Annotated in this window: 26 protein-coding genes, 10 tRNA genes and 1 riboswitch; of the genes, 9 read left to right on the top strand and 27 right to left on the bottom strand. The window is 39.9% G+C overall.

Annotation, left to right across the window (positions count from 1 at the left end):
- Positions 1–34: 34 nt before the first annotated feature.
- Positions 35–745 (bottom strand): transaldolase, encoded by a 711-nt coding sequence (locus QNJ52_RS09020; protein WP_099483776.1) that lies wholly within the window; start codon positions 743–745, stop codon positions 35–37.
- 134 nt (positions 746–879) lie between these two features.
- Here QNJ52_RS09020 and QNJ52_RS09015 point away from each other — a divergent pair, with 134 nt between their 5' ends.
- The 3 genes from QNJ52_RS09015 to QNJ52_RS09005 are packed head-to-tail and all read left to right on the top strand — an operon-like array spanning position 880 to position 1,879.
- A complete protein-coding gene (locus QNJ52_RS09015; RefSeq protein ID WP_099483777.1) occupies positions 880–1,176 on the top strand; it encodes a hypothetical protein in 297 nt (98 codons plus the stop codon).
- A 38-nt stretch (positions 1,177–1,214) separates the two neighbouring features.
- Positions 1,215–1,550, top strand: a complete 336-nt coding sequence (locus QNJ52_RS09010) for a fluoride efflux transporter FluC (RefSeq protein ID WP_101140918.1) — start codon at positions 1,215–1,217, stop codon at positions 1,548–1,550.
- Positions 1,547–1,879, top strand: a complete 333-nt coding sequence (locus QNJ52_RS09005) for a fluoride efflux transporter FluC (RefSeq protein WP_283722357.1) — start codon at positions 1,547–1,549, stop codon at positions 1,877–1,879. The genes QNJ52_RS09010 and QNJ52_RS09005 overlap by 4 nt, the downstream gene beginning before the upstream one ends.
- Positions 1,880–2,036: 157 nt before the next feature.
- On the opposite strand, the gene QNJ52_RS09000 is transcribed toward QNJ52_RS09005, so the two are convergent.
- Positions 2,037–2,951 (bottom strand): nuclease-related domain-containing protein, encoded by a 915-nt coding sequence (locus tag QNJ52_RS09000; RefSeq protein WP_283722356.1) that lies wholly within the window; start codon positions 2,949–2,951, stop codon positions 2,037–2,039.
- A gap of 217 nt (positions 2,952–3,168) precedes the next feature.
- Here QNJ52_RS09000 and QNJ52_RS08995 point away from each other — a divergent pair, with 217 nt between their 5' ends.
- Entirely contained in the window at positions 3,169–3,330 is a 162-nt protein-coding gene (locus QNJ52_RS08995) for a hypothetical protein (protein WP_283722355.1), read from the top strand.
- 41 nt (positions 3,331–3,371) lie between these two features.
- On the opposite strand, the gene metK is transcribed toward QNJ52_RS08995, so the two are convergent.
- Positions 3,372–4,562: a methionine adenosyltransferase gene (gene metK / locus QNJ52_RS08990; protein ID WP_219492882.1), complete on the bottom strand. Its 1,191-nt coding sequence runs from the start codon at positions 4,560–4,562 to the stop codon at positions 3,372–3,374.
- 91 nt (positions 4,563–4,653) lie between these two features.
- Positions 4,654–4,764, bottom strand: a riboswitch (SAM riboswitch).
- Positions 4,765–4,951: 187 nt separating this feature from the next.
- On the opposite strand from metK, the gene pckA reads away from it, so the two are divergent.
- Complete coding sequence (pckA, locus tag QNJ52_RS08985) at positions 4,952–6,544, top strand: phosphoenolpyruvate carboxykinase (ATP) (RefSeq protein ID WP_219492884.1); 1,593 nt, start codon at positions 4,952–4,954, stop codon at positions 6,542–6,544.
- 50 nt (positions 6,545–6,594) lie between these two features.
- On the opposite strand, the gene QNJ52_RS08980 is transcribed toward pckA, so the two are convergent.
- A complete protein-coding gene (locus QNJ52_RS08980) occupies positions 6,595–7,353 on the bottom strand; it encodes an alpha/beta hydrolase family protein (protein WP_219492886.1) in 759 nt (252 codons plus the stop codon).
- The gene (gene ytkD / locus QNJ52_RS08975) at positions 7,343–7,810 is read right to left on the bottom strand and encodes an RNA deprotection pyrophosphohydrolase (protein ID WP_283722354.1); all 468 of its coding nucleotides are present in this window, start codon (positions 7,808–7,810) and stop codon (positions 7,343–7,345) included. The genes QNJ52_RS08980 and ytkD overlap by 11 nt, the downstream gene beginning before the upstream one ends.
- A 37-nt stretch (positions 7,811–7,847) precedes the next feature.
- Here ytkD and QNJ52_RS08970 point away from each other — a divergent pair, with 37 nt between their 5' ends.
- Entirely contained in the window at positions 7,848–8,606 is a 759-nt protein-coding gene (locus QNJ52_RS08970) for a hypothetical protein (RefSeq protein ID WP_219492889.1), read from the top strand.
- A gap of 9 nt (positions 8,607–8,615) precedes the next feature.
- Positions 8,616–8,840 (top strand): membrane protein insertion efficiency factor YidD, encoded by a 225-nt coding sequence (gene yidD, locus QNJ52_RS08965; protein WP_219492891.1) that lies wholly within the window; start codon positions 8,616–8,618, stop codon positions 8,838–8,840.
- Positions 8,841–8,877: 37 nt separating this feature from the next.
- Here the strand turns inward: yidD and QNJ52_RS08960 are convergent, their stop codons facing one another.
- From QNJ52_RS08960 to QNJ52_RS08935, 6 genes are all read right to left on the bottom strand, one after another.
- Complete coding sequence (locus tag QNJ52_RS08960) at positions 8,878–9,837, bottom strand: enolase C-terminal domain-like protein (protein WP_283722407.1); 960 nt, start codon at positions 9,835–9,837, stop codon at positions 8,878–8,880.
- Complete coding sequence (gene menE / locus QNJ52_RS08955) at positions 9,824–11,206, bottom strand: o-succinylbenzoate--CoA ligase (protein ID WP_219492894.1); 1,383 nt, start codon at positions 11,204–11,206, stop codon at positions 9,824–9,826. The genes QNJ52_RS08960 and menE overlap by 14 nt, the downstream gene beginning before the upstream one ends.
- 170 nt (positions 11,207–11,376) lie before the next feature.
- Positions 11,377–12,198, bottom strand: a complete 822-nt coding sequence (gene menB / locus QNJ52_RS08950) for a 1,4-dihydroxy-2-naphthoyl-CoA synthase (RefSeq protein ID WP_198549578.1) — start codon at positions 12,196–12,198, stop codon at positions 11,377–11,379.
- A complete protein-coding gene (gene menH, locus QNJ52_RS08945) occupies positions 12,188–12,976 on the bottom strand; it encodes a 2-succinyl-6-hydroxy-2,4-cyclohexadiene-1-carboxylate synthase (RefSeq protein WP_283722353.1) in 789 nt (262 codons plus the stop codon). Before menH ends, menB begins: the two co-directional genes overlap by 11 nt.
- The gene (gene menD / locus QNJ52_RS08940; protein WP_283722352.1) at positions 12,963–14,615 is read right to left on the bottom strand and encodes a 2-succinyl-5-enolpyruvyl-6-hydroxy-3-cyclohexene-1-carboxylic-acid synthase; all 1,653 of its coding nucleotides are present in this window, start codon (positions 14,613–14,615) and stop codon (positions 12,963–12,965) included. The genes menH and menD overlap by 14 nt, the downstream gene beginning before the upstream one ends.
- Positions 14,608–15,882 carry an isochorismate synthase gene (locus tag QNJ52_RS08935; protein ID WP_283722351.1) on the bottom strand — a complete coding sequence of 425 codons (1,275 nt, stop codon included), beginning with the start codon at positions 15,880–15,882 and terminating at the stop codon, positions 14,608–14,610. The genes menD and QNJ52_RS08935 overlap by 8 nt, the downstream gene beginning before the upstream one ends.
- A 143-nt stretch (positions 15,883–16,025) precedes the next feature.
- Here QNJ52_RS08935 and QNJ52_RS08930 point away from each other — a divergent pair, with 143 nt between their 5' ends.
- Entirely contained in the window at positions 16,026–16,946 is a 921-nt protein-coding gene (locus tag QNJ52_RS08930; RefSeq protein WP_283722350.1) for a 1,4-dihydroxy-2-naphthoate polyprenyltransferase, read from the top strand.
- 68 nt (positions 16,947–17,014) lie between these two features.
- Here QNJ52_RS08930 and QNJ52_RS08925 read toward each other — a convergent pair whose 3' ends face one another.
- From QNJ52_RS08925 to QNJ52_RS08865, 13 genes are all read right to left on the bottom strand, one after another.
- The gene (locus tag QNJ52_RS08925; protein WP_120786840.1) at positions 17,015–17,278 is read right to left on the bottom strand and encodes a hypothetical protein; all 264 of its coding nucleotides are present in this window, start codon (positions 17,276–17,278) and stop codon (positions 17,015–17,017) included.
- Between the two features lies 1 nt (position 17,279).
- Positions 17,280–17,753: a PH domain-containing protein gene (locus QNJ52_RS08920; RefSeq protein ID WP_219492901.1), complete on the bottom strand. Its 474-nt coding sequence runs from the start codon at positions 17,751–17,753 to the stop codon at positions 17,280–17,282.
- Positions 17,754–17,867: 114 nt separating this feature from the next.
- Positions 17,868–17,956 (bottom strand) — tRNA-Ser (locus tag QNJ52_RS08915).
- A 40-nt stretch (positions 17,957–17,996) separates the two neighbouring features.
- Positions 17,997–18,068 (bottom strand) — tRNA-Glu (locus tag QNJ52_RS08910).
- A gap of 3 nt (positions 18,069–18,071) precedes the next feature.
- A tRNA-Asn gene (locus tag QNJ52_RS08905) sits at positions 18,072–18,146 on the bottom strand.
- A gap of 4 nt (positions 18,147–18,150) precedes the next feature.
- Positions 18,151–18,224, bottom strand: a tRNA-Gly gene (locus tag QNJ52_RS08900).
- A 7-nt stretch (positions 18,225–18,231) separates the two neighbouring features.
- Positions 18,232–18,307, bottom strand: a tRNA-His gene (locus QNJ52_RS08895).
- A gap of 22 nt (positions 18,308–18,329) precedes the next feature.
- A tRNA-Phe gene (locus QNJ52_RS08890) sits at positions 18,330–18,402 on the bottom strand.
- Positions 18,403–18,407: 5 nt separating this feature from the next.
- Positions 18,408–18,483: transfer RNA gene (locus QNJ52_RS08885), tRNA-Asp, on the bottom strand.
- A gap of 8 nt (positions 18,484–18,491) precedes the next feature.
- Positions 18,492–18,565, bottom strand: a tRNA-Met gene (locus tag QNJ52_RS08880).
- Between the two features lie 210 nt (positions 18,566–18,775).
- A tRNA-Ser gene (locus tag QNJ52_RS08875) sits at positions 18,776–18,863 on the bottom strand.
- A 1-nt stretch (position 18,864) separates the two neighbouring features.
- Positions 18,865–18,939 (bottom strand) — tRNA-Asn (locus tag QNJ52_RS08870).
- Positions 18,940–19,024: 85 nt separating this feature from the next.
- Complete coding sequence (locus QNJ52_RS08865) at positions 19,025–19,570, bottom strand: competence protein ComK (RefSeq protein WP_219492903.1); 546 nt, start codon at positions 19,568–19,570, stop codon at positions 19,025–19,027.
- A 259-nt stretch (positions 19,571–19,829) separates the two neighbouring features.
- Between QNJ52_RS08865 and QNJ52_RS08860 the strand changes: the two genes are divergently transcribed.
- Positions 19,830–20,036, top strand: a complete 207-nt coding sequence (locus QNJ52_RS08860; protein WP_219492904.1) for an IDEAL domain-containing protein — start codon at positions 19,830–19,832, stop codon at positions 20,034–20,036.
- 64 nt (positions 20,037–20,100) lie between these two features.
- On the opposite strand, the gene lplA is transcribed toward QNJ52_RS08860, so the two are convergent.
- Genes lplA through hemH form a run of 3 tightly spaced genes read right to left on the bottom strand, consistent with a single transcriptional unit; the run spans position 20,101 to position 23,408 of the window.
- Entirely contained in the window at positions 20,101–21,090 is a 990-nt protein-coding gene (lplA, locus tag QNJ52_RS08855; protein ID WP_283722349.1) for a lipoate--protein ligase, read from the bottom strand.
- A 12-nt stretch (positions 21,091–21,102) separates the two neighbouring features.
- Entirely contained in the window at positions 21,103–22,473 is a 1,371-nt protein-coding gene (gene hemY, locus QNJ52_RS08850) for a protoporphyrinogen oxidase (protein WP_283722406.1), read from the bottom strand.
- Between the two features lie 14 nt (positions 22,474–22,487).
- Positions 22,488–23,408, bottom strand: a complete 921-nt coding sequence (gene hemH / locus QNJ52_RS08845) for a ferrochelatase (protein WP_283722347.1) — start codon at positions 23,406–23,408, stop codon at positions 22,488–22,490.

The following is a 23,408-nucleotide window of genomic DNA, read 5'->3' as shown; positions in this document are numbered from 1 at the left end:
ACACTCACCACATCACCTACTCATCACAAATCAATTATAAAATACTCAAGCCGCTCGCTTTAATATCTTTTTCGAATCCTTTTACAGTATCTACTGAAAGTTCATTAATGTCACGCCCGATGTTCGGGATCTTGTTTACAACATCTGCCGGACACGTAATAATATCACAGCCGATTTCATCTGCCTGAATAACATTGTACAACTCACGACAGCTTGCCCATAATAACTTCACGCCGTCTTTACTGTGACAAACTTCAACCGCCTGTTTCATTAAAGGCATCGGATCTACACCTGTATCCGCGATACGTCCAGCAAATACTGATACGTATGACTCAACGCCCGGTTTAATCGCATCCACAATCGCTTCTACTTGTTCAATCGTATATACCGCAGTGATATTCAGTTTAATATCTTGTTCAGATAAGCGTTTGATAAGCGGAATCATTGACTCTCCCTTTGTGTTCACTACAGGAATCTTAACAAATACATTTTCACCGAATGACTGGATGATGGCTGCTTCTTTCTCCATCATCTCCATATCATCACCGAACACTTCAAATGAAATCGATGCATCAGGAATTGCTTCTACTGCAGCCTTTGCAAATGAATTATAATCTTCTACACCTGCTTTAGCCATTAATGATGGGTTTGTCGTAAACCCATCTACCGTCTTGTTCTGATACGCCTCTTTCATCTGATTGATATCGGCACCATCTGCGAATACTTGAACATTTAACTTAGTCATAATTGACCTCCTCTTAATTGATATCTTTATTATAACAATTTCTTTCGTGTACGCTACATTGACAACTTATAAAAAAACAATACGGAACAATATAAATATGATAAAATATAAGAATTAAAATATGGAGGTTTATTATGAAAGGGAACAAATACGTCTATCTGTCCATATTCTTCGTCCTTTTAAGCATTATCTGCAATGGCTACAATCCTTTGATGTCTATGCTATTTGGTTCTTTAAAGTCTATCGTCTTATTCACAGGTATCTCCAACTGCATTATGCTGATCATCAGTATCATAATGATTGATAAAGGGTTAAAAAGTGAACTCTCTTCAGGCATTCGTAAAGTTGCAAAAGTATGGCCATTTGTCATACTGATCGTTATTTTATTACAATTATTAAGTATTTTGATATTATTCGGCATTCTAGGATAGGACTGAGGTCCTGTCCTTTTATTATAGGAGGTTGAAATATGCTATTTATCGTGATGAGCATGCTCGGTGCCGCGAGCAGATATGGGCTCAGCTTAATATTCGAAAATATATGGGCTACACTGATCGTCAATGTTATCGGTGCTTTCTTAATGGGTTATAGTTCCACTGCGTTAAAAACACGCTTAGAGCCCCATCATTATAAAGCAATTACGACTGGGTTCCTTGGCAGCTTCACAACATTTTCCACGATGAGTAAAGAGACGTATGTATTATTGTCAACAGGCGCGTATAGGATGCTAATGCTTTATCTAGTGCTTACCATCATTGGTGGATTTCTGCTCTGCCTTCTCGGTGTAAAGGCAGGTGCGCGATGATCCTTGTAATGCTTGGTGCTCCAATCGGGGCTTATTTAAGATTATTACTCAGCAAATATAACGATGCATATCCGACAGGGACGCTCATTACGAACCTGCTCGGGTCATTGCTGCTCGGACTATGTGCGGCATTAAGCGATGGCTGGAGTTTATGGATATGTGTCGGTATTTTCGGCAGCTTCACGACATTTTCTACACTTAATCTTGAACTTGTTGCACTGTGGCAGTCGCATAAACGAAAATGTCTTACCTATGCGCTTTCAAGCTATATATTCGGACCCTTACTGTTTACAGTCGGCTATGTTTTAATACATATTACAAAATTGTAATTTTTTTGTGAAGACAGTAGTAAACATGATAGAAGCATTGACGAAAGAAAGTACCAGATTAATCGATAATCTGGTACTTTCTTTTTGTTTTTTATAAGTTTCTTTACGTAAGCACCAGAAAACGCAATAATCTGGTACTTGCGCATCTGAATTCACTCTACGGATTCAAATGTTCAATTGCTGCACGTACTTCTTCTAATTCTTCAACTTTATACTGGAATCTGCCGTGGAAGACAAACTTCTCGAAGAAATGTTCCAATTCTTTCTCACCGACAATTACCTTCACACTATTATCGCGAGAGTAGTTCGTAATATGCTCGCTTCCTACTCCTTCTGCATTGTAGTAAGCAATCGGTGTAACCGGATATGGTAATTCGAATACTTTCTCTAATCGTTCTGCCTTTAGCTTCAGTTCTTCTATCGAATGTTTGTATGACCTGAACTGTGCTGAACCGTCTTCTCCCTTATCGAGACAGATTGTCTGTTCAGATTTCGAATCTAGTTCTAATATGTTGAATACTGTTTCAAATATCGGTTCCCCATCAAACTGCATCTCACTAATACCGTGGTATAGATGTCCTGTCCAGTAGTTAGAATCGATTACGTAAATTCCTGTACGTGTTAAAATAACGTGATCTAGCTTATCTGTACTTTTCACACGTTTTCCTGGAATATAGATATTCGCTAATACGTGCATATCTTCTGGACGGATGCGTTCTTGTGCGACAAGATTATCTTTAAGGTTAATCAATGTTAAATCCGTTAAATATTCTCCCTTATCTCTAGAAAATAATTTCAGTGAATCAATCTGTGCATTTTGTGTCGATAACTGTGTTTCGTATGTATCTTTCTGTTCAGCAAGTTCCTTCTTAAACGTTAATCTTGATTTTTCACTAGATTCCTCGTAGTTACTTTTCATTTCTGAACGTTCTTTGTTCAGTGCTTCTTCCTTTGCACGTATTGCTTTCTTCTTGCTCGATAGTGCATATATAAAGAGCACGATGAATAACAACAGTGCTACTGCTAATCCAAGTGCGATATAATGCATGGGCTGTAAATTTGATAAAGACATAGCTCTCACCTTTCTAATGTTTAATAGTTTCATTATAAAGAAAAAGAGACACAACTTCATTGTTTTAGATAAATTAATTTAAAAATAAAACTGCTTTTCACATCTTAATAGAAATTTCACACTATTTTATAATAGATTAACAATACCTTAATATCTAAATGGAATACTTGCAGTGTCCATACCTATACTCGGACAAACTACATTGGAGGTTTTGATAATGGCAAAGTACAAACAAATGTTACTGGCAGGATCATTCGCGTCAACTCTACTACTAGGAGCTTGTGGTAATGAAGAGAAATCAGATGATGCTAAAACTGAAGATGAAGCAAAAGAGGAAAGCACTGAAGAATCTACTGAAGAAGAGACAACTGAAGAATAATAATAAAAGCTGTAAACCTCATTGGTTTACAGCTTTTATTATTATGATAAATTGGCTTTTAATGTATCGACGCGATCTGTCGCTTCCCACGGTAAGTCAACATCAGTACGACCGAAGTGACCATACGCTGCTGTCTGTTTGTAGATTGGACGACGTAAGTCTAACATCTGGATAATTCCTGCTGGACGTAAATCAAATGTTTTACGTACCGCTTCAACAAGCTGCTGCTCCGTGTAGTCTGAAGTACCATAAGTTTCAACAGAGATAGATACAGGCTGTGCTACACCGATAGCGTAAGCTAACTGTACTTCACACTTATCCGCAAGACCTGCTGCTACGATATTCTTCGCAACGTAACGTGCTGCATATGCACCACTACGGTCTACTTTAGTAGCATCCTTACCACTGAATGCACCGCCACCGTGACGTGCATAACCACCGTACGTATCTACAATAATCTTACGACCTGTAAGACCCGCATCCCCTTGAGGACCACCGATTACGAAACGACCCGTTGGATTAATGAAGTATTTTGTTTCATCGTCAATTAAATCCGCTGGAACAACCGGCTTGATCACGTGTTCTTTAATATCTTCCTGAATTTGTTCAAGTTCAATCTTCTCATGGTGTTGAGATGAGATAACGATCGTATCGATACGTTTCGGTTTCCCTGCTTCATCATACTCAACAGTAACTTGTGTCTTACCGTCTGGACGTAGATAATCTAACGTACCGTCTTTGCGTACTTCTGTTAAACGACGTGCAAGTTCATGTGATAAAGAAATTGGTAATGGCATTAAGCTTTCTGTTTCGTTACAAGCAAATCCGAACATTAAACCTTGGTCACCTGCACCGATTGACTCAATATCAGAATCCGTTAATGAATCACGATCTTCTAACGCTTTATCCACACCTTGAGCGATATCTGGTGACTGCTCATCGATTGCCGTCAGCACTGCCATCGTCTGGAAGTCATAACCAAACTTTGCACGTGTATAACCGATTTCTTTAACTGTTTCACGCACGACTTTAGGAATATCAACATACGTTGACGTTGTGATTTCACCTGCGATTAACGCCATACCTGTTGTTACAGATGTTTCACAAGCAACACGTGCTTTAGGATCTCCTTTTAGGATTTCGTCTAAGATAGCATCACTAATCTGGTCAGCAATCTTATCCGGATGTCCTTCTGTTACTGATTCTGATGTAAATAATTTACGGTCTGTCATATATATTACACTCCTTGAATTTAATTACGGGACTATAAAAAAATAGCCTTCTCTCCTAGTAAGAGAGAAGGCACAATAAACGACCATTCTACTCTTATCGTTCAGAAATTAATCTGCAAACGGTTTGGCACCTTACTTAACACATTGTTAAGGGTTGCTGGGCTTCAAAGGGTCCATGTCCCTCCACCACTCTGGATAAGAGAATCCGCAAGTTAGATATTACTAAACTTTATGTTCACTGTCAACAATACCGCATATATCAGAAATTTTCTGAATAATTTCGAATATAAAGATTATACATAATTTATATGAAACCTTCAAATTGATATGTTATACTATTTCATGAAACTGCTTACAAAAGCAGAACAATAACTTTTTGGAGGCTGACCATGGGGGAAAATACTCAAGTAATTGAGCAACTGAGCAAATTAAACACTGGAAATCTAGAACGTCAATTATCAAGAACACAATTGATTACGGAAATTCTATTCAACGGTGAAGGTGTGTTAACAGAATCCGGTGCGGTACGTAGCGAAACCGGTAAATATACTGGACGCTCACCGAAAGATAAGTTCATCGTGCGTGAAGCTGAAACTGAAGATAACATCGACTGGGGTACAATCAACCAGCCTATCGAAGAAGAAGTATTCTTAAACTTACTGGATAAAGTGACAGACTACTTAAGCAAAAAAGAAAAGATCTATGAATTCCAAGGCTATGCAGGTGCTGATAAATCATCCCAACTACAACTACGCGTTGTGAACGAACTTGCTTGGCATAACTTATTTGCACGTACAATGTTTATCCGTCCTGAAACAACGGAAGAAGGACTAAACATTACACCTGACTTTACAATTATCTCTGCACCACACTTTAAGGCTGATCCATCAGTTGATGGAACGAAATCTGAAACATTCATCATTACAAGTTTCCGTCATAAGATCATCTTAATTGGTGGTACAGAATACGCCGGCGAAATGAAAAAAGGTATCTTCGGTGTGATGAACTACTTATTACCGACACAAGGCATTATGAGCATGCACTGTTCAGCAAACGTCGGTGAGAATAAGGACGTTGCGTTATTCTTTGGATTATCTGGTACTGGTAAGACGACACTATCTGCAGATCCACAGCGTAAACTTATCGGTGATGATGAGCACGGATGGAATGACAACGGTGTGTTTAATATCGAAGGCGGTTGCTATGCGAAGACGATCGACTTATCTCGTGAGAAAGAACCTCAGATCTACGACGCAATTCGTTACGGTGCCATCCTCGAGAACGTTAAGGTCGATGAAAAAGGTGTGCCGGACTACACGGATAAATCTTTAACTGAAAATACTCGCGCAGCTTATCCAATCGATAATATCGATAATATCGTTCTACCATCAATTGCAGGACACGCGAATACAATCATCTTCTTAACTGCTGATGCGTTCGGTGTGTTACCTCCAATCTCTAAATTAACGAAAGAACAAGCGATGTATCACTTCTTAAGTGGATTTACATCTAAATTAGCAGGAACTGAACGTGGCGTAACAAGCCCACAACCGGTATTCTCTACATGCTTCGGCTCACCGTTCTTACCGTTACATGCGACAGTATATGCGAACATGTTAGGGGATCTAATCGATAAACATGATGCAGCAGTTTATCTTGTGAATACAGGATGGACTGGCGGAGAGTATGGTGTCGGTAGCCGCATGAACTTAACGCATACACGTTCTATGATTCGACGTGCGATTAGCGGCGAACTGAAGACAGTTGAGTATCATCAGGATGAAATCTTCGGACTTAATATTCCGAAGCATGTACCAGGTGTACCGGCAGAGATTCTGTATCCCCGTCATGCATGGGTATCCAAAGATGCTTATGATGAGAAAGCAAAAGACTTGGCATTACGCTTCCAGGAGAACTTTAAGAAGTTTGGTGAGAAGTCCGCTGAAATCGAAACTAAAGGTGGATTTAATTTTAGAGGATAGCACAAAAAAACGTCGCTTTTTTTAAAGTGGCGTTTTTTTCATCTACTATATTATGATTTTATTTCCCTTTCCACTTCTTCCATCCACTTTTCAATTTCCTGTAATACATAGCGTTCATTGTCTGGACGCATCACATGCTGCTCCCCTTCAATAAATAACACTTTATGCTTAATTCCGAGCTGTTTTAATTTATCGATCAGCATATATGCATGCTCTATACTGACAAGTTTGTCTTCTGTACCATGTACAATCATGATTGGCGGGCTATCTTTCGTTACGAGATTAATCCCTTCTCGTCGGTCATACGCCGCTTTGTTACTGATTGGTCCGACAAGGCGTTTCAGCATACTGCGAAGATCTTGTCGTTCATCATACATATAGTAGATACTCGACACTCCTCCCCATGTGATAAAGGATGTCACGTCAGCTTCCTGATACGTTACTAACCCTTGTATTCCGCCTCTCGAAAATCCAACGAAGTGTATCGGTACGTCGTACTGTGCTCTTAACAGTCTTACAAGTGCATAGACGTCTTCTCTATCTGCACCTGCGAATTCATCTTGACCATTCTGGTGTGTACCGCGATAATAAGGTGCTGCAACCAGTGTGTCCTTATACGCAAACTGCATCAGTCTCGCTGGTCTAACCGTTCCGACTGCACCTTTCCCGCCTCTTAAGTAGATGACGATGCGTTTCACGTGTTTCGGTTCATAGATCATTGCTTTAACGATATAGTCATCTGATTGATAGTCAAACGTCTCAAAAGGAATGCCACCGAGTTGTGCGTTAATCTTCGTTCTATTGAACATCATATTCCCCATCTTTCTGTAATATCCCTACGATATAGTTGACGCAGTCGTCTTTTAATATAAAGCTTTTATCGCTCTCTGCCACTTCATCAAGTTTTGTCACGATCACTGGCCCGTTCGTTTCCATATAATCGTCTTGTTCTTCTATATGTTTAATTTGTGCATAGTACACGTCTTTCTTAAATGGCTTCCCTGCATAAACAGTGTATGTCCCAATATAGCGTATCGTATCGATTATTCCGCCTGTCTCTTCATACAGTTCGCGCTTTGCCGCTTCTAGTGACGTCTCCTCTTGTTCAACTTTGCCACCTGGAAACTCCACACCACGAAATTTATTATGCGTGAGTAAGTATTTCCCGTTATAATTTGTTATGATAAGTACATGTTTATTATCGCTATCCGGCTGATCATTTAAAGTCAGTAAGACTTTATTTCCGGCATGGTCATGAAATTCCATAGCAGTCTCCAATCTATTATTATTAAGAGGTTATTTGATGAAGAAATTTTCTGTAGTTATATTTATTTTAGCATTAATTCTCGCAAGTTGTTCAACGAAAGAACAAGAAAAGAAGCTGACGAACGATGAACTATTAACAAAGCTTCAGCAGCGTGTTAAGAATACAGAAAGCTTAACACTTCATTCTGAGAATGAAACGATTGCGATGTATGATAAGTTCACGACAAAGTTTACACAGACGACTGACTCTGAATATGATTCCATCAATGAAAGTGCGCTCAAGATAGACGCTAAGTCTAATCATGCGAAATATGATGTGAAATCTGTTATCTTTAATTTAGATAATGGAGATGTTACAACATATCCGAAAGCGAAGTATTTGAATTATCGTGCACGTCAGGCAGATAATGATTACTTCTCAGGTGTGCAGTCACAGATTGTAAATATTACGCACCTACTACAGGATGTCATAAAACCAACGATTGATAATGTAAAGCAAGAGGACAATAGATTAACCTATAAGGGTAAGTCTAAAGCGCTGTTAGCCCTTTATCAATATGGGTTTCATCAATCAAGTATGAACCAGATTAAAGTATTTAATGATATTACTGACTTGACTGTTGAGAGCGGCAGCTATGACATAACGTATAATGCGCAATATGATCCAGAGACCCTCAACTTCAAATTGAAAGTGAGTGGCAAGCATGGGAATAAACCTATTGAGATCATAATGGAGCAGACGACAGAATATTCGAAACTTAATGAAACGAATGTGCAGATGTACAGTGAAGAATAGAGGAATGTTATGAAACAACTATTATTAACCTTGATTAAGTTTTATCGTAAGTTTATATCGCCGATGACACCCCCTGCGTGTCGCTTCCATCCAACATGTTCTCAATATGGATTAGAAGCAATAGAAACACATGGTGCAATGAAAGGTGGCTACTTAACCGTGAAGCGCATTCTCAAATGTCATCCCTTCCATCCAGGAGGATTTGATCCGGTACCACCGAAGAAAGAACGTTAGAGTAAAACGCTCACTACATCATTGTAGTGAGCGTTTCTTATAGTTGTGTTAATTGTTCTTTCTGTACTACGGGCGGTGTCATTGTTAAACAGCCGTCTGATACTGCTTCATCGTACGTTGTAAAATCATGCTCAAAATAAGTGCCTCTCTTTGTAACGTCAGGCACTGTGCCAAACTGTTCTCCAAGCATCGCTGTAACATATTTGCTGAGACCAAATTCATACATCCCTCCTGATACGTAAGTCATTTGCTTCGGTAATGACTGTACTTTCGTAATACCGCCGATACGACTATATTTAACGACTGCTGTCGTCACACCGATATCTCTAAATGCTTGAATCGTTTGACGATCTGTTGCACTTTCGTCGATGGCCAGTGGAATATGCGGGTGACGTTTCAGTAATGCATCGTACAGTTTAATGTGCTTAAACGGCTGTTCGATATATGATATGTCGTATTGTGATAGTGTATTAAGTAATTCGAAGTGATCTTCCTGTAACAGTCCGTTCGCATCGATTACAATCGGTATATTGCTGGACTCACGTATCGTTTGCACCTGTTCGGCAATATTATGATGCATCTTTAGTTTTATGCGCTTTGAATCATGATTAAATGAAGAAACCCCTTGATGCAGTGTCTCACCGATTGGTACAGTAACACTCTTTAACGGATTGAAATATTGATAGGCAATGACATCAAATGCACTGCTTGCGTTCGGGGCATCCACTTTTAAGTAAGGCTGCAATGCTTCGATCGAGGGTATATCAATATGCTTTACGCTATTAAAGATATCTGTACAGTTATCAATCGATGTTGCAATCGTCTCGTAATGATACCATGGTGTCTCAAAGCTGTTTACTTCAGCAAAATATTCCACACCGTCGATAACAACGCCTACTACAAGCACTTTACGTTCATTCATCTGAACGAGATTTGTCTTAATCGGTACTTTGAATGGTGCTTCATATGTATATAAATTAAGCTCAGTACATTCCATCAAACCATTCCTTCACTTTATGACGTGATACTTTACCGTTTGATGTGCGTATGAGTGAATCTGTTCTGATAAATTGTTTCGGATGTTTATATTTCGCAAGACGGTCACATAGGACATTTATAATCTTCTCATCCAGATCGTCATCCGCTTCATATACACAGACCGGTACTTGTCCCCACTGTGCATCACTTTTTGGTATAACAGCTATTGCATGAATTTCTGTATTGTTTAATATGACTTGCTCTATCTCACTCGGGTATATATTCTCCCCACCTGATATAATCAGATCTTTCCTGCGGTCTAATATATATAAGTAGTCGTCCTGAATATAGCCAATATCACCTGTCATAAAGAATCCGTCACGAAAGGCGTGAACGTTTGCTTGTTCAGGATATAAATAACCGTGCATCACATGCTCACCACGCACGCCAATTTCACCGATGCCATCTACACAGTCAAACAGTTTAAAGTTATCATTGATGCGTCCGACACTATTACGGGCTTGTGCGATATCATCAGGCGTTGCTGTGATCATTTGAGAGCATGTTTCAGTCATTCCAAACGACGTATAGATTGGAAGATTGCGTTTAAGCGATTGTGTTAATATACGTTCATCCAGTTTCGCGCCCCCTACCAGAATTCCTTGTAAATAGGATGGCTCAAGGCCATGATGTAATAATCGTTCAAGTGTCTGAGGGACGAGCGATAGATGAGTCACCTTATATGTATTCAGATCGTCTATGATCTGAGCCTCATGAAATCCATCATGCAGTACGACCGTACAATGATCCATTACCGCGCGCAGCAATATGCTGAGCCCACTAATATGGAAGAGTGGCAGTGTATCAAGCCATACGGACTGACTAGAATACGTAAACGTCTGCTTGCATAGTGCAGCACTTGCCTCGTGGTTACCGTAAGTTTGAGGCACTGCTTTTTGTACCCCTGTCGTACCGGACGTGAACATAATCGATAATATATCATCTTTATTATTCTGAACTGGTGTATAAGTCGTATGTGCACGCAGCGCATCGTTTACAAAAGTATTCGTATTTATAGCGTCTATATTCATTTCTTTAGTCGTAAACAACGTATCGACTTGCACCGACTTCATTTGTCGCACAACTTCAGCTGCAGTCAGATGTTTGTTGATCATCACAATTTCAGTCCCGGCAAGCATCGCACCGTGAATCATATAGACATTAACCAGTGTATTCTCTGCAATTAACGCGATACGGTTATAATGATGTAGCGCATGTGCAACTTTCAGTGCATGTCTATATAACATTGCATATGTAATTGTATCGTCGTTATAGATTATCGCTGTCTTATGCGGCACTTTAGTCGCACTATCCTTTAGCCACTCCATGACCATCATCCTTTTGTATAAAGATTAAAATATAAACTTGCAATCCAATAAACGGTGGAACAAATGTTGCCCCATGCGGCAAAACCCGGATAACGCAGAAAACAAAAAGCATTTTCTTAGCATTATCCGGGTTTTGCTTCGGGTCAGAACACATTAGTTCCAACCTCTCTTTATGGGAATTTCGGGAACTGATCGAAGTTTGGCTCGCGTTTTTCTTTGAATGCGTCACGGCCTTCTTTCGCTTCATCACTTGTGTAGTAAAGTAATGTCGCATCTCCTGCGAACTGCTGAAGTCCAGCTAATCCGTCAGTATCCGCGTTCATCGCTGCTTTTAAGAAGCGTAATGCTGTTGGTGAGTGCTGTAAGATTTCTTTACACCATTTCACTGTTTCATCTTCTACTTCAGCTAATGGTACAACTGTATTCACAAGTCCCATATCTAGTGCTTCTTGCGCATCATATTGACGGCATAAGTACCAGATTTCACGTGCTTTCTTATGTCCGACAATACGTGCTAAGTAACCTGAACCGTATCCTGCATCAAATGATCCTACTTTCGGTCCAGTTTGTCCGAAGCGTGCATTATCTGCTGCAATTGTTAAGTCACAAACGATGTGTAATACGTGTCCGCCACCAATTGCATAGCCACGTACCATCGCAATAACTGGTTTAGGAATAACTCGGATTAAACGTTGAAGATCTAAAACGTTTAGACGTGGAATGTTGTCGTCTCCTACGTATCCGCCGTGTCCGCGTACTTTCTGGTCTCCACCTGAACAGAATGCCATATCGCCTTCACCTGTTAAGATGATAACACCAATTCTTTGGTCGTCACGTGCACGTGAGAATGCATCGATCATTTCCATTACTGTGTTCGGTGTAAATGCATTACGTACATGAGGACGGTTAATTGTAATCTTACCGATTCCTTCGAAATATTCGTATTTAATTTCGTTATATTCTTTAATTGTTTCCCAAACTCTAGTCATGATTTTCCTCCTTGATAAACGATACTATTATTGTATCAAATATTTGTGAATTCTCCACATGAATTGTATGACCTGCGTCAATTATTGTATGTGTGCTGTTTGGCAGCATTGTATGCATGCGCTTTGCGATAGTGCAGAACTTCGTGTCAAGACTACCGGTCAGTAATAGTACGGGTTGTTTAAGCTCAGGTAAATGTGGCCAGAGATTTGGCTGCTTCCCTGTTCCGTAATCTATCAGTGCTTTCGCGACAGCTAATGGTTCATGATTGAGTCGTGTATTGCGCTGTCTTACTTCAGCAACGTGTGATAATGGATGGTATGTCTTGAACAGCGGTAACTGTTCCCAGCGTTTAACGAAAGCTGCGTAATCCGTTATCATTGATGCTGACTGCTGTAAGTCTTGTTTAATGCGCGCTATTTGTGCGTCTGTTGTTTCCAGTCCTGGTGTCGATGATTCTAATATGAGCTTATGAATATAGTCTCTATAATGGATGGCTGTATACAGTGCAATGCGTCCACCCATCGAGTAACCATATAAGTAGACGTTGCTATAGTGAAACTGCGCGATAGTTTCAATGAGCGCCTGACTGATATATGGAAAGTCCCACGTTGCTTTAAAGTCACTTCCTTCTCCATGCCCTGGACATTCAACCAGTATGATATCAACATGTTCTTCAAGCTTGGCAATGTAAGGTTCAAAGGTATGTACATTACCGAGAAACCCATGAATCATGACAAGGACATCGGAGTGGTTATGCGTAATGCGTTTATAGTTCAGCATTGAGCTTTTCCTTTAAGGTATGCTGCAGCTGTCTATGTGCATTTAAGTTCTCTTCTCGGTCGGTAATGACTTCGATAATATTTGCCCCGCTTTTTGGCAGTGTAATGTTATCGAACACATTATATTTATAGTAGTTAAATTCATAGAGTGCCGCTGCATGTTTAAAGTCGATGTCGAGCGGTGTACCAAACAATCGCTCGAAATACGTGCCGTCCTCTTTTTGTGGCAAGTAGCTGAAGATGCCACCACCATTATTATTGAACACGACGATATTAATATTGATGCCTTCAAGCTTCTTCATAATGAGGCCGTTTAGATCATGGTAGAACGATATATCACCGATAATGAGCGTGACCTTTTTGTGAACTGCCATCCCCATCGCCGTACTGACAACGCCATCAATACCGTTCGCACCGCGATTACAGAAGGGTTTGCCGTTAAACTGGGTAAAGAATGTATCACAGTCACGTATCGGCATACTGTTGCCGAGAAAGATCACTTCATTGTCTTCTATCTGACTGAAGATATGATAGATGGCACGACCTTCGTCCGTCACAACTTGGGTATGCTGATGAATCTGATTGGTAATGAAGTCATTCAGCGTCTGCCAGTATTTAAGCCATTCTCGGTTATCAACAGGCTGCTCCTCTGCCAGCTGTCTGAAGAAATCATTAGCAGTCATCTCAATAAAGAGATCCGGCACTTTCGGGAAAGTATCCGGTGTCGTGCGTGACTGCACCAGTACTTGCGGGACATCAAGCGCTGCCAGCCACTGATTGATCGGCTTTGATACGACAGCGTGGCCCACACGAATGACGTAGCCTGGCTGAACATTGGTCAATGCTTTAAACGCACTATCACCGGTCGTTATCACGTTCGGATGTCGTGTATCACGCAGTTGACTAAGCGGATCTGCAATTATCGGAATATGATGTATCGTCGAGAAGATAAGCAGCTGCGTCAAATCTTCCTGCTGTGCATCTCCTGCGATAATTAATCCATTACCTAACGAAAGTACTGGACGCATGAGGTGTACATTAAAGGACTTTTGGTAGAGCACTTCTGGGACAGGCATATAGCTGAGCAGATGCTTCTGTTTTATGTCTGGCATCAGTGGCTCTCTAAAAGGTATATTAAAATGCACAGGCCCACGCATCGGCCCTTTGAAATGTGCACTTGCCTGCTGCATCACGTGTTCGATGAAGTTTACAGTGCCTGTCGTATCATCTGCGATTGGAAAGTCACGTTCATACATGATGAAGTTCTGGAACATTCCGACTTGATTGATTGCTTGTGGTGCACCGACATTGCGCAGTTCATGCGGACGATCGCTCGTCAGCACAACAAGCGGCAGATGACTGATAAACGCTTCTGTAACTGCCGGTACGTAGTTGCTTGCAGCAGTACCAGAAGTGCATAATATCGCAACAGGCTTATTTGTTGCCTTAATCAGCCCAAGCGCAAAGAAAGCGGCACTACGTTCATCCGGATGAATATAGGTCGTCATTTGCTCATGCAGTTCACAGGCGATGGCTAATGGTGTCGAACGCGATCCCGGTGAAATCACAACCTCTTCAATCCCGTAATCACGCATACGTTTAACTAAATGAAATACTTGTTGCGTCAATGCATCATTCATGATGTGGCACTCCTAACATTTGTAACATCGGTTTAAATTTAATCTCTGTCTCATACACTTCACTCTCAACTTCACTATCTTCAACAATCCCACATCCAGCAAACAGTATCGCACGATTGTCCTCAATAACCATCGAACGAATCGCAACGATAAACTCACCGTCACCTTGAGCATCCACATAGCCGACTGGTGCACCATATAGACCGCGGTGCTCTCCTGCTTTTTCTAGAAATGCCATCGCCTCAATTTTCGGATAACCGCCTAGCGCAGGTGTCGGATGCAGTGCACGTGTGACACGTAGCGTACTGCCGTTATTCAGCTTTGCTTTGATCGGAGTATAAAGATGATAGAGAAATTGATTCTCGAGAATTTCAGGATAATCTTTCATAATAATATTCTGACTAAAAGGCGCTAAGTCCTGCTCAATACTTTGTACGACGATACGATGTTCATGAAGATTCTTCTCATCGCTCTGAAGTAAATCTTTAGCATCACTTACTGTCTTCGGCATCGTTCCAGCGATTGCATTCGTATAGATGACACTGTCCTTAACTGCGACGAGCTGCTCTGGCGTCTTAGAGATAAATGTCTTACTCCCTGACTCCATCACCATCGTATAGCTCAGCTCGTGATTACGTGACGCTGCATCAATTAACGTCTCAACTTCAATCGGTGACGTCATCGTCAGTTGTCGCTTACGAGACAGCACTACTTTATCGAATGCACTTTGCTGCATCTTTTGAATCGCCTCTATCGCATTCAATCGGAATTTGTCTAATTCCACATCTTCACTGTGAACAAGCGCATTGTGCTGAATATCCACTGAAGGGAGCGACATGAGATCACTGCATATGCGCTCACGGTCAAGCGCAGGGTCCGTAAAGATGATCCATGACGCCGCTTCTTCTATGATAATCTGTATCTTCGGGATTACGAAATGGCTTTTAGAGAACGTATCGAAGTGCGGACTCTCTGCTTCATCGAAATAAAATCCTCCGAACAGCTTCAAATGCAGTTTGGAATCCCCATGAAGCTGCGCATCCGCGGTTTGTTTATGAAACGCCGCTTCTACACCTACTGGATCAATCGTACTGCGTGCAATCAACGACTGAACCCCGATACCGATAATCTTTAATGATTTCTCTTTATTAATATATAGATATCTTTCCCCTTTATATTCGGCAAAGTGACGGAAGATTGCAGCTTCGTGAGTCACACCTTCATAAGGGTATTGATATATCGCCTTCAAAGTTAGATCTACTGGCACAAAAAAACACTTCTTTCTAAACGAAATAATATAATTCCTATTTTACCATTATTCTATAGACTTATGACAATTTATATACTTATTGACTGAAACGTATTTTATGCATAAAATTTAATCATCACATAATAAATGAGGTATATAAAATGTCGGAACATCTTCAAACCCATAGCGGGCTAAAAAAGTACTATCACCTTATGCGTCCACACACGTTAACTGCAAGCTTCGTTCCTGTATTAGTGGGGACGGCCTGTGCCAGATATTTTACAGAAATACGCATGGATATGCTGATATTGATGCTCATCGCATGTCTCTTAATTCAGGCAGCAACAAATATGTTCAATGAATACTTTGATTATAAACGTGGTTTAGATGATCATACATCGGTCGGTATCGGAGGCGCGATTGTACGTAACGGAATGTCTTCGAAATCGGTCTACAATCTCGCAGTAGCATTCTATATTATTGCAGCAATCATCGGTATCTACATCTGTGCAAACTCATCATGGCTCATTCTGTTTGTCGGAATATTATGTATGGCTGTCGGTTACTTCTATACAGGAGGACCAGTACCAATTTCATGGACACCGTTCGGAGAAATCTTCGCAGGCTTCTTTATGGGATATGTCATCATTATGATTACGTTCTATATTCAGACAGGTCACTTACATGCCTATCCTGCAATCGCCAGCATCCCTGTATCTATTAATATCGGTATGATCAATATGGCAAACAACATTCGTGACCGCGTGAAAGATAAAGTAAGCGGCAGAAAGACATTCGTTATTCTTGTCGGTAAGACGCTTGCAATCTATACGATGGCTGCACTTTACCTTGTCAGTTTTCTCGCAGTCTTCTACTTAGTATTTACGAAGCCATACGGTTCGCTATTTATGTTACTTGTACTTCTGAGCTTTAACTTACCGATTAAGGCAGTACGTCGATTCTTACACGGTAATACACCGATTGAACTGATGCCAGCGATGAAAGTAACTGGACAGTTCAATACAGTATTTGGTCTGCTGTTTGCACTTGGTCTTTACCTGGCCGGCCTGACAGCAATTTAATATTATCAATAAAAAGAGCGATGTTAGAAAATTTCTTTTCTAACATCGCTCTTTCTTATAATAACATTTTACGCATGGTCAAAGAATTCGTTTAAACGATCCACAACTTCTTGTGTATCGCTTTCTGTTACCGCATCTTTTAAACCTGCTTGATTCAAATCGATTGTATATTGATCTGAGTGATAATGCACAATAATGTTTGTTCCACTCACTTCGTATGAAGAAGGCTCAATCTCATGTGCTTCTTCTTCACCATGATGTTCTCTATAATCCATGCCAATTTGACCTAATTTTAATTCTGCATATGATACAAGTTTATCGATATTCGTCATATTATCCTCCAAAATTAGTTTCTGATATTTTTATTCTAATAAACTGTGTCATTTCAGGCAAGTCATCGTTCTTAATCATACGAATCGTATAAGACTTATCACTTAAATGTTCACGATTGACCTTTAAGAATAAATTCCCAAAACTATCTTCTTGTTTCTCGAAATCTACATCTTCGACATTATGATATGGAATAATATCATAATACTTACGCTTTGATTTTGGTTTACTATGAATGAGCACGATTCTGTCATTAAGCAATAGAATTAATCCTGACTGATTTAAGTTGATCTGACTATAAGAAGCGAAATAGATCATCTCTTTATTCTTTATATCCTTACAAATTACTTTCAGCAACTTTATAAAGAATCTACGTTCAGATTTTTTAATTCGTTTAAAGATCTTAGAGAATCTTTTATATCGTACTGGATATGTAAGATTCGCGAGAACCTTTCGTGTTGAGAATTTATCTTGCATGACGCCCACCTTTTATCGTTAGTTTATTCATAATTTATACATCCATTAAATGTATTGCACATTAAATAATTATAGTAAAAAAGAGATTCTTTTCGCAAAAAGAATCTCAGTTAGCGGAAGGTAAGGGATTCGAACCCTTGAAACGCGGTTAGCGTTTACACACTTTCCAGGCGTGCTCCTTCGGCCAGCTCGGACAACCTTCCTAATAAAAAAATCAGAAGCGATATTTCACTTCTGATTATATGACCCCTACGGGATTCGAACCCGTGTTACCGCCGTGAAAGGGCGGTGTCTTAACCGCTTGACCAAGGGGCCTTATGGCTCCACAGGTAGGACTCGAACCTACGACCGATCGGTTAACAGCCGATAGCTCTACCACTGAGCTACTGTGGATCAATGGAGCGGGTGATCGGAATCGAACCGACAACATCAGCTTGGAAGGCTGAGGTTATACCATTTAACTACACCCGCTTAACAATGGGGCGACTGATGGGAATCGAACCCACGAATGTCGGAACCACAATCCGATGCGTTAACCACTTCGCCACAATCGCCTTGTATAATAAAATTAAAATATGGCTCAGGACGGAATCGAACCGCCGACACAAGGATTTTCAATCCTTTGCTCTACCGACTGAGCTACTGAGCCAAACATGGCGGTCCCGACGGGAATCGAACCCGCGATCTCCTGCGTGACAGGCAGGCATGTTAACCGCTACACCACGGGACCACTAATAATTGCGGGAGGCGGATTTGAACCACCGACCTTCGGGTTATGAGCCCGACGAGCTACCAGACTGCTCCATCCCGCGATAATAATAAATAATGTCTCAAAAACGAGTACTTATATAATATAGCACTTTAGTTTTGTGAATGCAATATTAAAAAAGTGTAAATAACCTCTTATTTTGCATTAATATAATAAAATCTTTATAAACAATAATATATTCTTCTGCATCTTTAAATGTGAGATGCATCGAAACATAAAAATAAGAACAAGGCGAACGCCTTGTTCTTCATAACGGAGATGGAGAGATTTGAACTCTCGCGCCGGTTACCCGACCTACACCCTTAGCAGGGGCGCCTCTTCAGCCACTTGAGTACATCTCCATGGCTCCACAGGTAGGACTCGAACCTACGACCGATCGGTTAACAGCCGATAGCTCTACCACTGAGCTACTGTGGATTAATTAATCAACAAATACTATTATATCAATTCAAAGCAATTGGTCAATAGTTTTAGCAAATTTTTTTATGCTACTTTTACACTATTAACTCAGTAATGAATACATCGATAGTATTTCGATGAGTTTTGGGTTCATTTGTTCATCTATATTGAGTTTATGTAGTCGATCTTGTTTCTTAAGCTTTGTCCTAAGTGAGTATTCCAGCTTAATGGTATTGATGAACTGTGAATTAAACACATACTTACTGATTGGTACAGAGATATTCGACTTATCATCAAAGTAGACGATTGTATCTAGAAACTCCCCTTCTTTATAATAATCGACATATTGCAAGTTAATCCAGCTTTGTTCTTTAGAACGATCGCTATGGGTCGGGAAGAAATAGGCATTACATACGGGGTCAACAACTACAGGGGGTTTCGTCGTAATATTGGCAATGAGCTTTGTCGCAAGCTTACGGTTATTATAAGATGAATGGTAGAAAACACATGAGGACTCTATAATTGAGAGCGGTCGTTCTTCTACGATAAATGGAGTTTCATTAAATTCTCCGACGAGCGACAGATGCTTCTTCTTTTCAAAATGACTTTTAATATACATTGTACGTTCTGTAATAATATATTTCGCCATCATTAATCTCCTTATCTCACGAATGTTAGCTTTATTATACGTGAATTTTTTTAACATTTGTTAAATTGTCAAAAAATTTAAAAAACTTTACATTTTTTTATTTTTCTTATATTTTTTTTAAATATATCATTGTTAACGTTTAAATTTATTGCGAGCAGGCTATAGTGTTATATATAATAATTTAAATTTTCAGAATTATATTGCAATTTTGTTTTTACTACTTTATACTCATTTATAATCACTTAAGGAGGTCATTAACATGAACCAATATCAAGCACAGCTAAGCGGTCTGGAAACATTCGTATCAAATCTAAATTCACTTTACATTGAATTAATTATCGATGATGCAGTGAAATCACATCATATTAAAGAACTGAAAGTAAAGATTGATGAGGCGCTGATACATGATGACAAGGAAGCTTTCTTTAATTATACAAATGAACTAAAGGCGCTGGAGGAACTATAATTGAACACCGTAATAATAAATTGAGCGTATATTCACTGTTATTATGTGAACATACGCTCTTATATTATATTGCGATTAAACTTAAAAACTCTTCCGCTGTCACTTTGCCAAAATAATGAGTAAAATCTATCTTCTCGATTTGTGCTTCGACAGCCTGCTTTTGGTGCGGCAATCCTTTTAACATCGCTTCTACGTCTGCAATCTCTCCGACACCGAAGAAATCTCCGTAAATTTTAACATCTTGCATAATACCATTTCTTACATCTATTTTAAGCTCCAGCATTCCGCCTGGAAACTTCTGTTTAACTTCATAATTATATTTCGGATTCTTACCATAATTCCAGTCGAAGTTACGATACTTTTCGTTACTGAGTGCTTCAATCTGCTTCCAGTCTTCATCTGTCAGAAAATATTGCTCTACTGATTCACCTTTGAATATTGAATGGAGTAACGTTTTCTTAAACGTTTCCATATCCATTGGTTCATCAAGAAACTCCTGAATATTAGCCACACGTGAACGAATAGATTTAATACCTTTTGTAATCAGCTTCTTCTCGTTAACTGACAAGCTCTTGACAACTTCTTCAATATCACTATCCAGCATTAACGTTCCATGGCTGAACATGCGATCTCCCGACTGAAACATTGCATTTCCGGATATTTTACGTTCACCGACTTGCAGGTCATTACGACCACTCATTTCAGCGTCAATTCCTAGACCGTTTAACGCTTCTACGATTGGTATCGTAAACTTCTTAAAGTTATGGAAACTATCTTCATCTGCTTTAGTGACGAAACTAAAGTTAAGATTACCAAGGTCATGATACACTGCACCACCGCCAGATATACGGCGTACTACATGAATGTTGTGTTCATCGACATAGGATTGATTAATCTCTGCAAATGTATTCTGATTCTTACCAATAATAATAGAAGGTTCATTCACATAGAATAAGAAATATGAGTCATCTTTTGGCAGATGCTTTAATACATACTCTTCCATTGCAAGATTGATTGTTGGGTCTGTTATATTGTTGTTATGAATGAATTTCATATTGCCCTCCTCTTAACGATGTGCAATCTTTAATGCCGCTTTTTGCGCCTGTGAGATACAGTCAGGTAATCCAACTGCTTCAAATGATGCACCCGTAATCACTAAATCAGGATAATGTGTCGATACGTAGTGCTGAATCGCATGGATCTTATCGATATGTCCTACTTCGTATTGCGGCATACTGTTATAGAGTCTCGTAACGATAGAGAACTCTGGTTCTCCAGTAATTTCCATCATCTTGTCTAGATCTTGACGGGCAAGCTTAACAATAGCTGCGTCATCATGATCTTGAACGACAGTGTCTCCCGGTCTCCCTACATAGGCACGCAGTAACGTCTTACCTTTAGGTGCTGCATGAGACCATTTTTTATCTGTCCAAGTACATGCAGTAATAACTGTATCTGAATTACGTGCGATAACAAATCCAGTGCCGTTCTCCTTATTATTTACCTGTGATTCATCGAAGGCCATTACGACTGTTGCTACGCTTGTCGTTTTCATCGTCTGGAAATAATCTAGCGGTCCATCCTTAAACCAGTCTTTAAACACTGTATGTGGTACAGTTACAATAACACTGTCATAAAAATGAGTTTCACCATTCATTGTGATCTCATAGCCTTGTGAAGTCTTATTAATCGCTTCAACTTTGTGGTTATATTTAATTGTAACCCCTTTGTCGACAAGCACTTCAGCAAGACGCTCTATAAAACTTTGCAAGCCGTTTTTGAACTGACGAAACTGCCCTTGTTTTGGTGCTGATTTCGTCTCTCTACGATTACGGCGCATCCCTTTTATTAAACTGCCATGACGTTCTTCTGTCTTCTTGAAGTCCGGAAATGTTGACTTCAAGCTCAGTTTATCAATATCCGCTCCGTATATACCGGACATCAGGGGTTCAATAAGATTCTCAAGTGTTTCATTGCCGAGACGACGTCTAAAGAATGCTCCGACTGAAACATCCGGATTCATCGGTTTCGGTTTGATGATATAATCCATTCCTGCTCGAACTTTCCCAATTGGTGAAATCAATCTTGTTGTAATAAAAGGGCGCAGTTCAGTAGGGATGCCGAGAATAGCACCTCCTGGTATCGGATGGAGCTTATTCTTTGCATATATATAAGACTGGCCTGTATTGTTGACAACAAGATCATCTTTCATTCCAACATCTGCGGCAAGTTCTGTCATGATTTTCTTTCGACCTAAATAAGATTCTGGTCCTAATTCAATCGTATAACCATCTTTGCGATATGTTTTAATCTTACCGCCTGGAACATCACTTGCTTCAATAATATCAATCTCAAAATCGGGTGATTCCTGTCCAAGATAATATGCAGCTGACAGTCCAGTGATACCCGCTCCGATAATTGCACACTTCTTCATAATATAACAGCTCTTTTCTATGAATTAATTACTGATACTATTTCGTCTACCATCGCACCGATAAATAATGGATGCGTGTCTGGCATATGTGGCCTATGATACTTGACACCGAGTTCATCGCATACGACTTTACATTCATAGTCATTATCATAGAGCACTTCCAGATGCTCACATACGAATCCCACTGGTGTATAGATAAAATGCTGATAATGCTTCTCTTCATAGATTGCTCTGGTTAAATCCTGAACATCCGGACCGAGCCAAGGATCAGGCGTATTCCCTTCAGACTGCCAGCCTGTTTCTACATGTTTAATGTCTGATTGTTGTTCAATCAGCTGTGCCGTTTCTTCTAGCTGAGCTGGGTAAGGATCTCCCATCTCTTTAATCTTCTCTGGAAGACTGTGCGCACTTACGATAAGTACTGTATCATCCTGCTCAGATTCAGGGATATGTGAAAGCGTCTGATTTACTTGTTCTGTCCAGTACTGAATAAACTTCTCCTGTTTGTAGAATGCGTCTACATGATACAGTTTAATATCTTTCGTTTCTGCAATCTCACGTGCACGTTTATTGTAGCTGCCGACTGAAAAGTTCGAATAATGTGGTGCAAGTACTATCGTTACCGCTTCTGTAATTCCGTCTTTCGCCATTTGGTCCACTGCATCCTCGATAAATGGTGCGATATGCTTTAAACCGATATACAGTTGATAATTTTCACCTGTTCTTTCATTTAAAGCCTGCACAAGTGCTTCAGCCTGACGTTCAGTCGTTCCTGCAAGCGGAGAGATTCCACCGATTGCTTTGTAACGATCTTTTAAATCCTGCAGCGCTTCTTCACTAGGCTTTCTACCGCGTCGTATATGTGTATAGTATGGTTCAATATCTTCTTCTGTATATGGCGTACCATATGCCATTACAAGTAGCCCTTTTTTTGTCAT

Origin of the sequence: Macrococcus sp. S115 (assembly GCF_030067655.1) — a bacterium.
GTDB lineage: Bacteria > Bacillota > Bacilli > Staphylococcales > Staphylococcaceae > Macrococcoides > Macrococcoides psychrotolerans.
Note: the sequence above shows the minus strand (reverse complement) of the source record. Positions and strands in the feature narration are given on the sequence as shown.

Coding starts and splice junctions, on each gene's coding strand:
- QNJ52_RS09020 (WP_099483776.1), bottom strand. CDS start 745: ATGACTAAGTTAAATGTTCAAGTATTCGCAGATGGTGCCGATATCAAT.
- QNJ52_RS09015 (WP_099483777.1), top strand. CDS start 880: ATGAAAGGGAACAAATACGTCTATCTGTCCATATTCTTCGTCCTTTTA.
- QNJ52_RS09010 (WP_101140918.1), top strand. CDS start 1,215: ATGCTATTTATCGTGATGAGCATGCTCGGTGCCGCGAGCAGATATGGG.
- QNJ52_RS09005 (WP_283722357.1), top strand. CDS start 1,547: ATGATCCTTGTAATGCTTGGTGCTCCAATCGGGGCTTATTTAAGATTA.
- QNJ52_RS09000 (WP_283722356.1), bottom strand. CDS start 2,951: ATGTCTTTATCAAATTTACAGCCCATGCATTATATCGCACTTGGATTA.
- QNJ52_RS08995 (WP_283722355.1), top strand. CDS start 3,169: ATGGCAAAGTACAAACAAATGTTACTGGCAGGATCATTCGCGTCAACT.
- metK (WP_219492882.1), bottom strand. CDS start 4,562: ATGACAGACCGTAAATTATTTACATCAGAATCAGTAACAGAAGGACAT.
- pckA (WP_219492884.1), top strand. CDS start 4,952: ATGGGGGAAAATACTCAAGTAATTGAGCAACTGAGCAAATTAAACACT.
- QNJ52_RS08980 (WP_219492886.1), bottom strand. CDS start 7,353: ATGTTCAATAGAACGAAGATTAACGCACAACTCGGTGGCATTCCTTTT.
- ytkD (WP_283722354.1), bottom strand. CDS start 7,810: ATGGAATTTCATGACCATGCCGGAAATAAAGTCTTACTGACTTTAAAT.
- QNJ52_RS08970 (WP_219492889.1), top strand. CDS start 7,848: ATGAAGAAATTTTCTGTAGTTATATTTATTTTAGCATTAATTCTCGCA.
- yidD (WP_219492891.1), top strand. CDS start 8,616: ATGAAACAACTATTATTAACCTTGATTAAGTTTTATCGTAAGTTTATA.
- QNJ52_RS08960 (WP_283722407.1), bottom strand. CDS start 9,837: ATGGAATGTACTGAGCTTAATTTATATACATATGAAGCACCATTCAAA.
- menE (WP_219492894.1), bottom strand. CDS start 11,206: ATGGAGTGGCTAAAGGATAGTGCGACTAAAGTGCCGCATAAGACAGCG.
- menH (WP_283722353.1), bottom strand. CDS start 12,976: ATGCTGAACTATAAACGCATTACGCATAACCACTCCGATGTCCTTGTC.
- menD (WP_283722352.1), bottom strand. CDS start 14,615: ATGAATGATGCATTGACGCAACAAGTATTTCATTTAGTTAAACGTATG.
- QNJ52_RS08930 (WP_283722350.1), top strand. CDS start 16,026: ATGTCGGAACATCTTCAAACCCATAGCGGGCTAAAAAAGTACTATCAC.
- QNJ52_RS08925 (WP_120786840.1), bottom strand. CDS start 17,278: ATGACGAATATCGATAAACTTGTATCATATGCAGAATTAAAATTAGGT.
- QNJ52_RS08920 (WP_219492901.1), bottom strand. CDS start 17,753: ATGCAAGATAAATTCTCAACACGAAAGGTTCTCGCGAATCTTACATAT.
- QNJ52_RS08865 (WP_219492903.1), bottom strand. CDS start 19,570: ATGGCGAAATATATTATTACAGAACGTACAATGTATATTAAAAGTCAT.
- QNJ52_RS08860 (WP_219492904.1), top strand. CDS start 19,830: ATGAACCAATATCAAGCACAGCTAAGCGGTCTGGAAACATTCGTATCA.
- lplA (WP_283722349.1), bottom strand. CDS start 21,090: ATGAAATTCATTCATAACAACAATATAACAGACCCAACAATCAATCTT.
- hemH (WP_283722347.1), bottom strand. CDS start 23,408: ATGACAAAAAAAGGGCTACTTGTAATGGCATATGGTACGCCATATACA.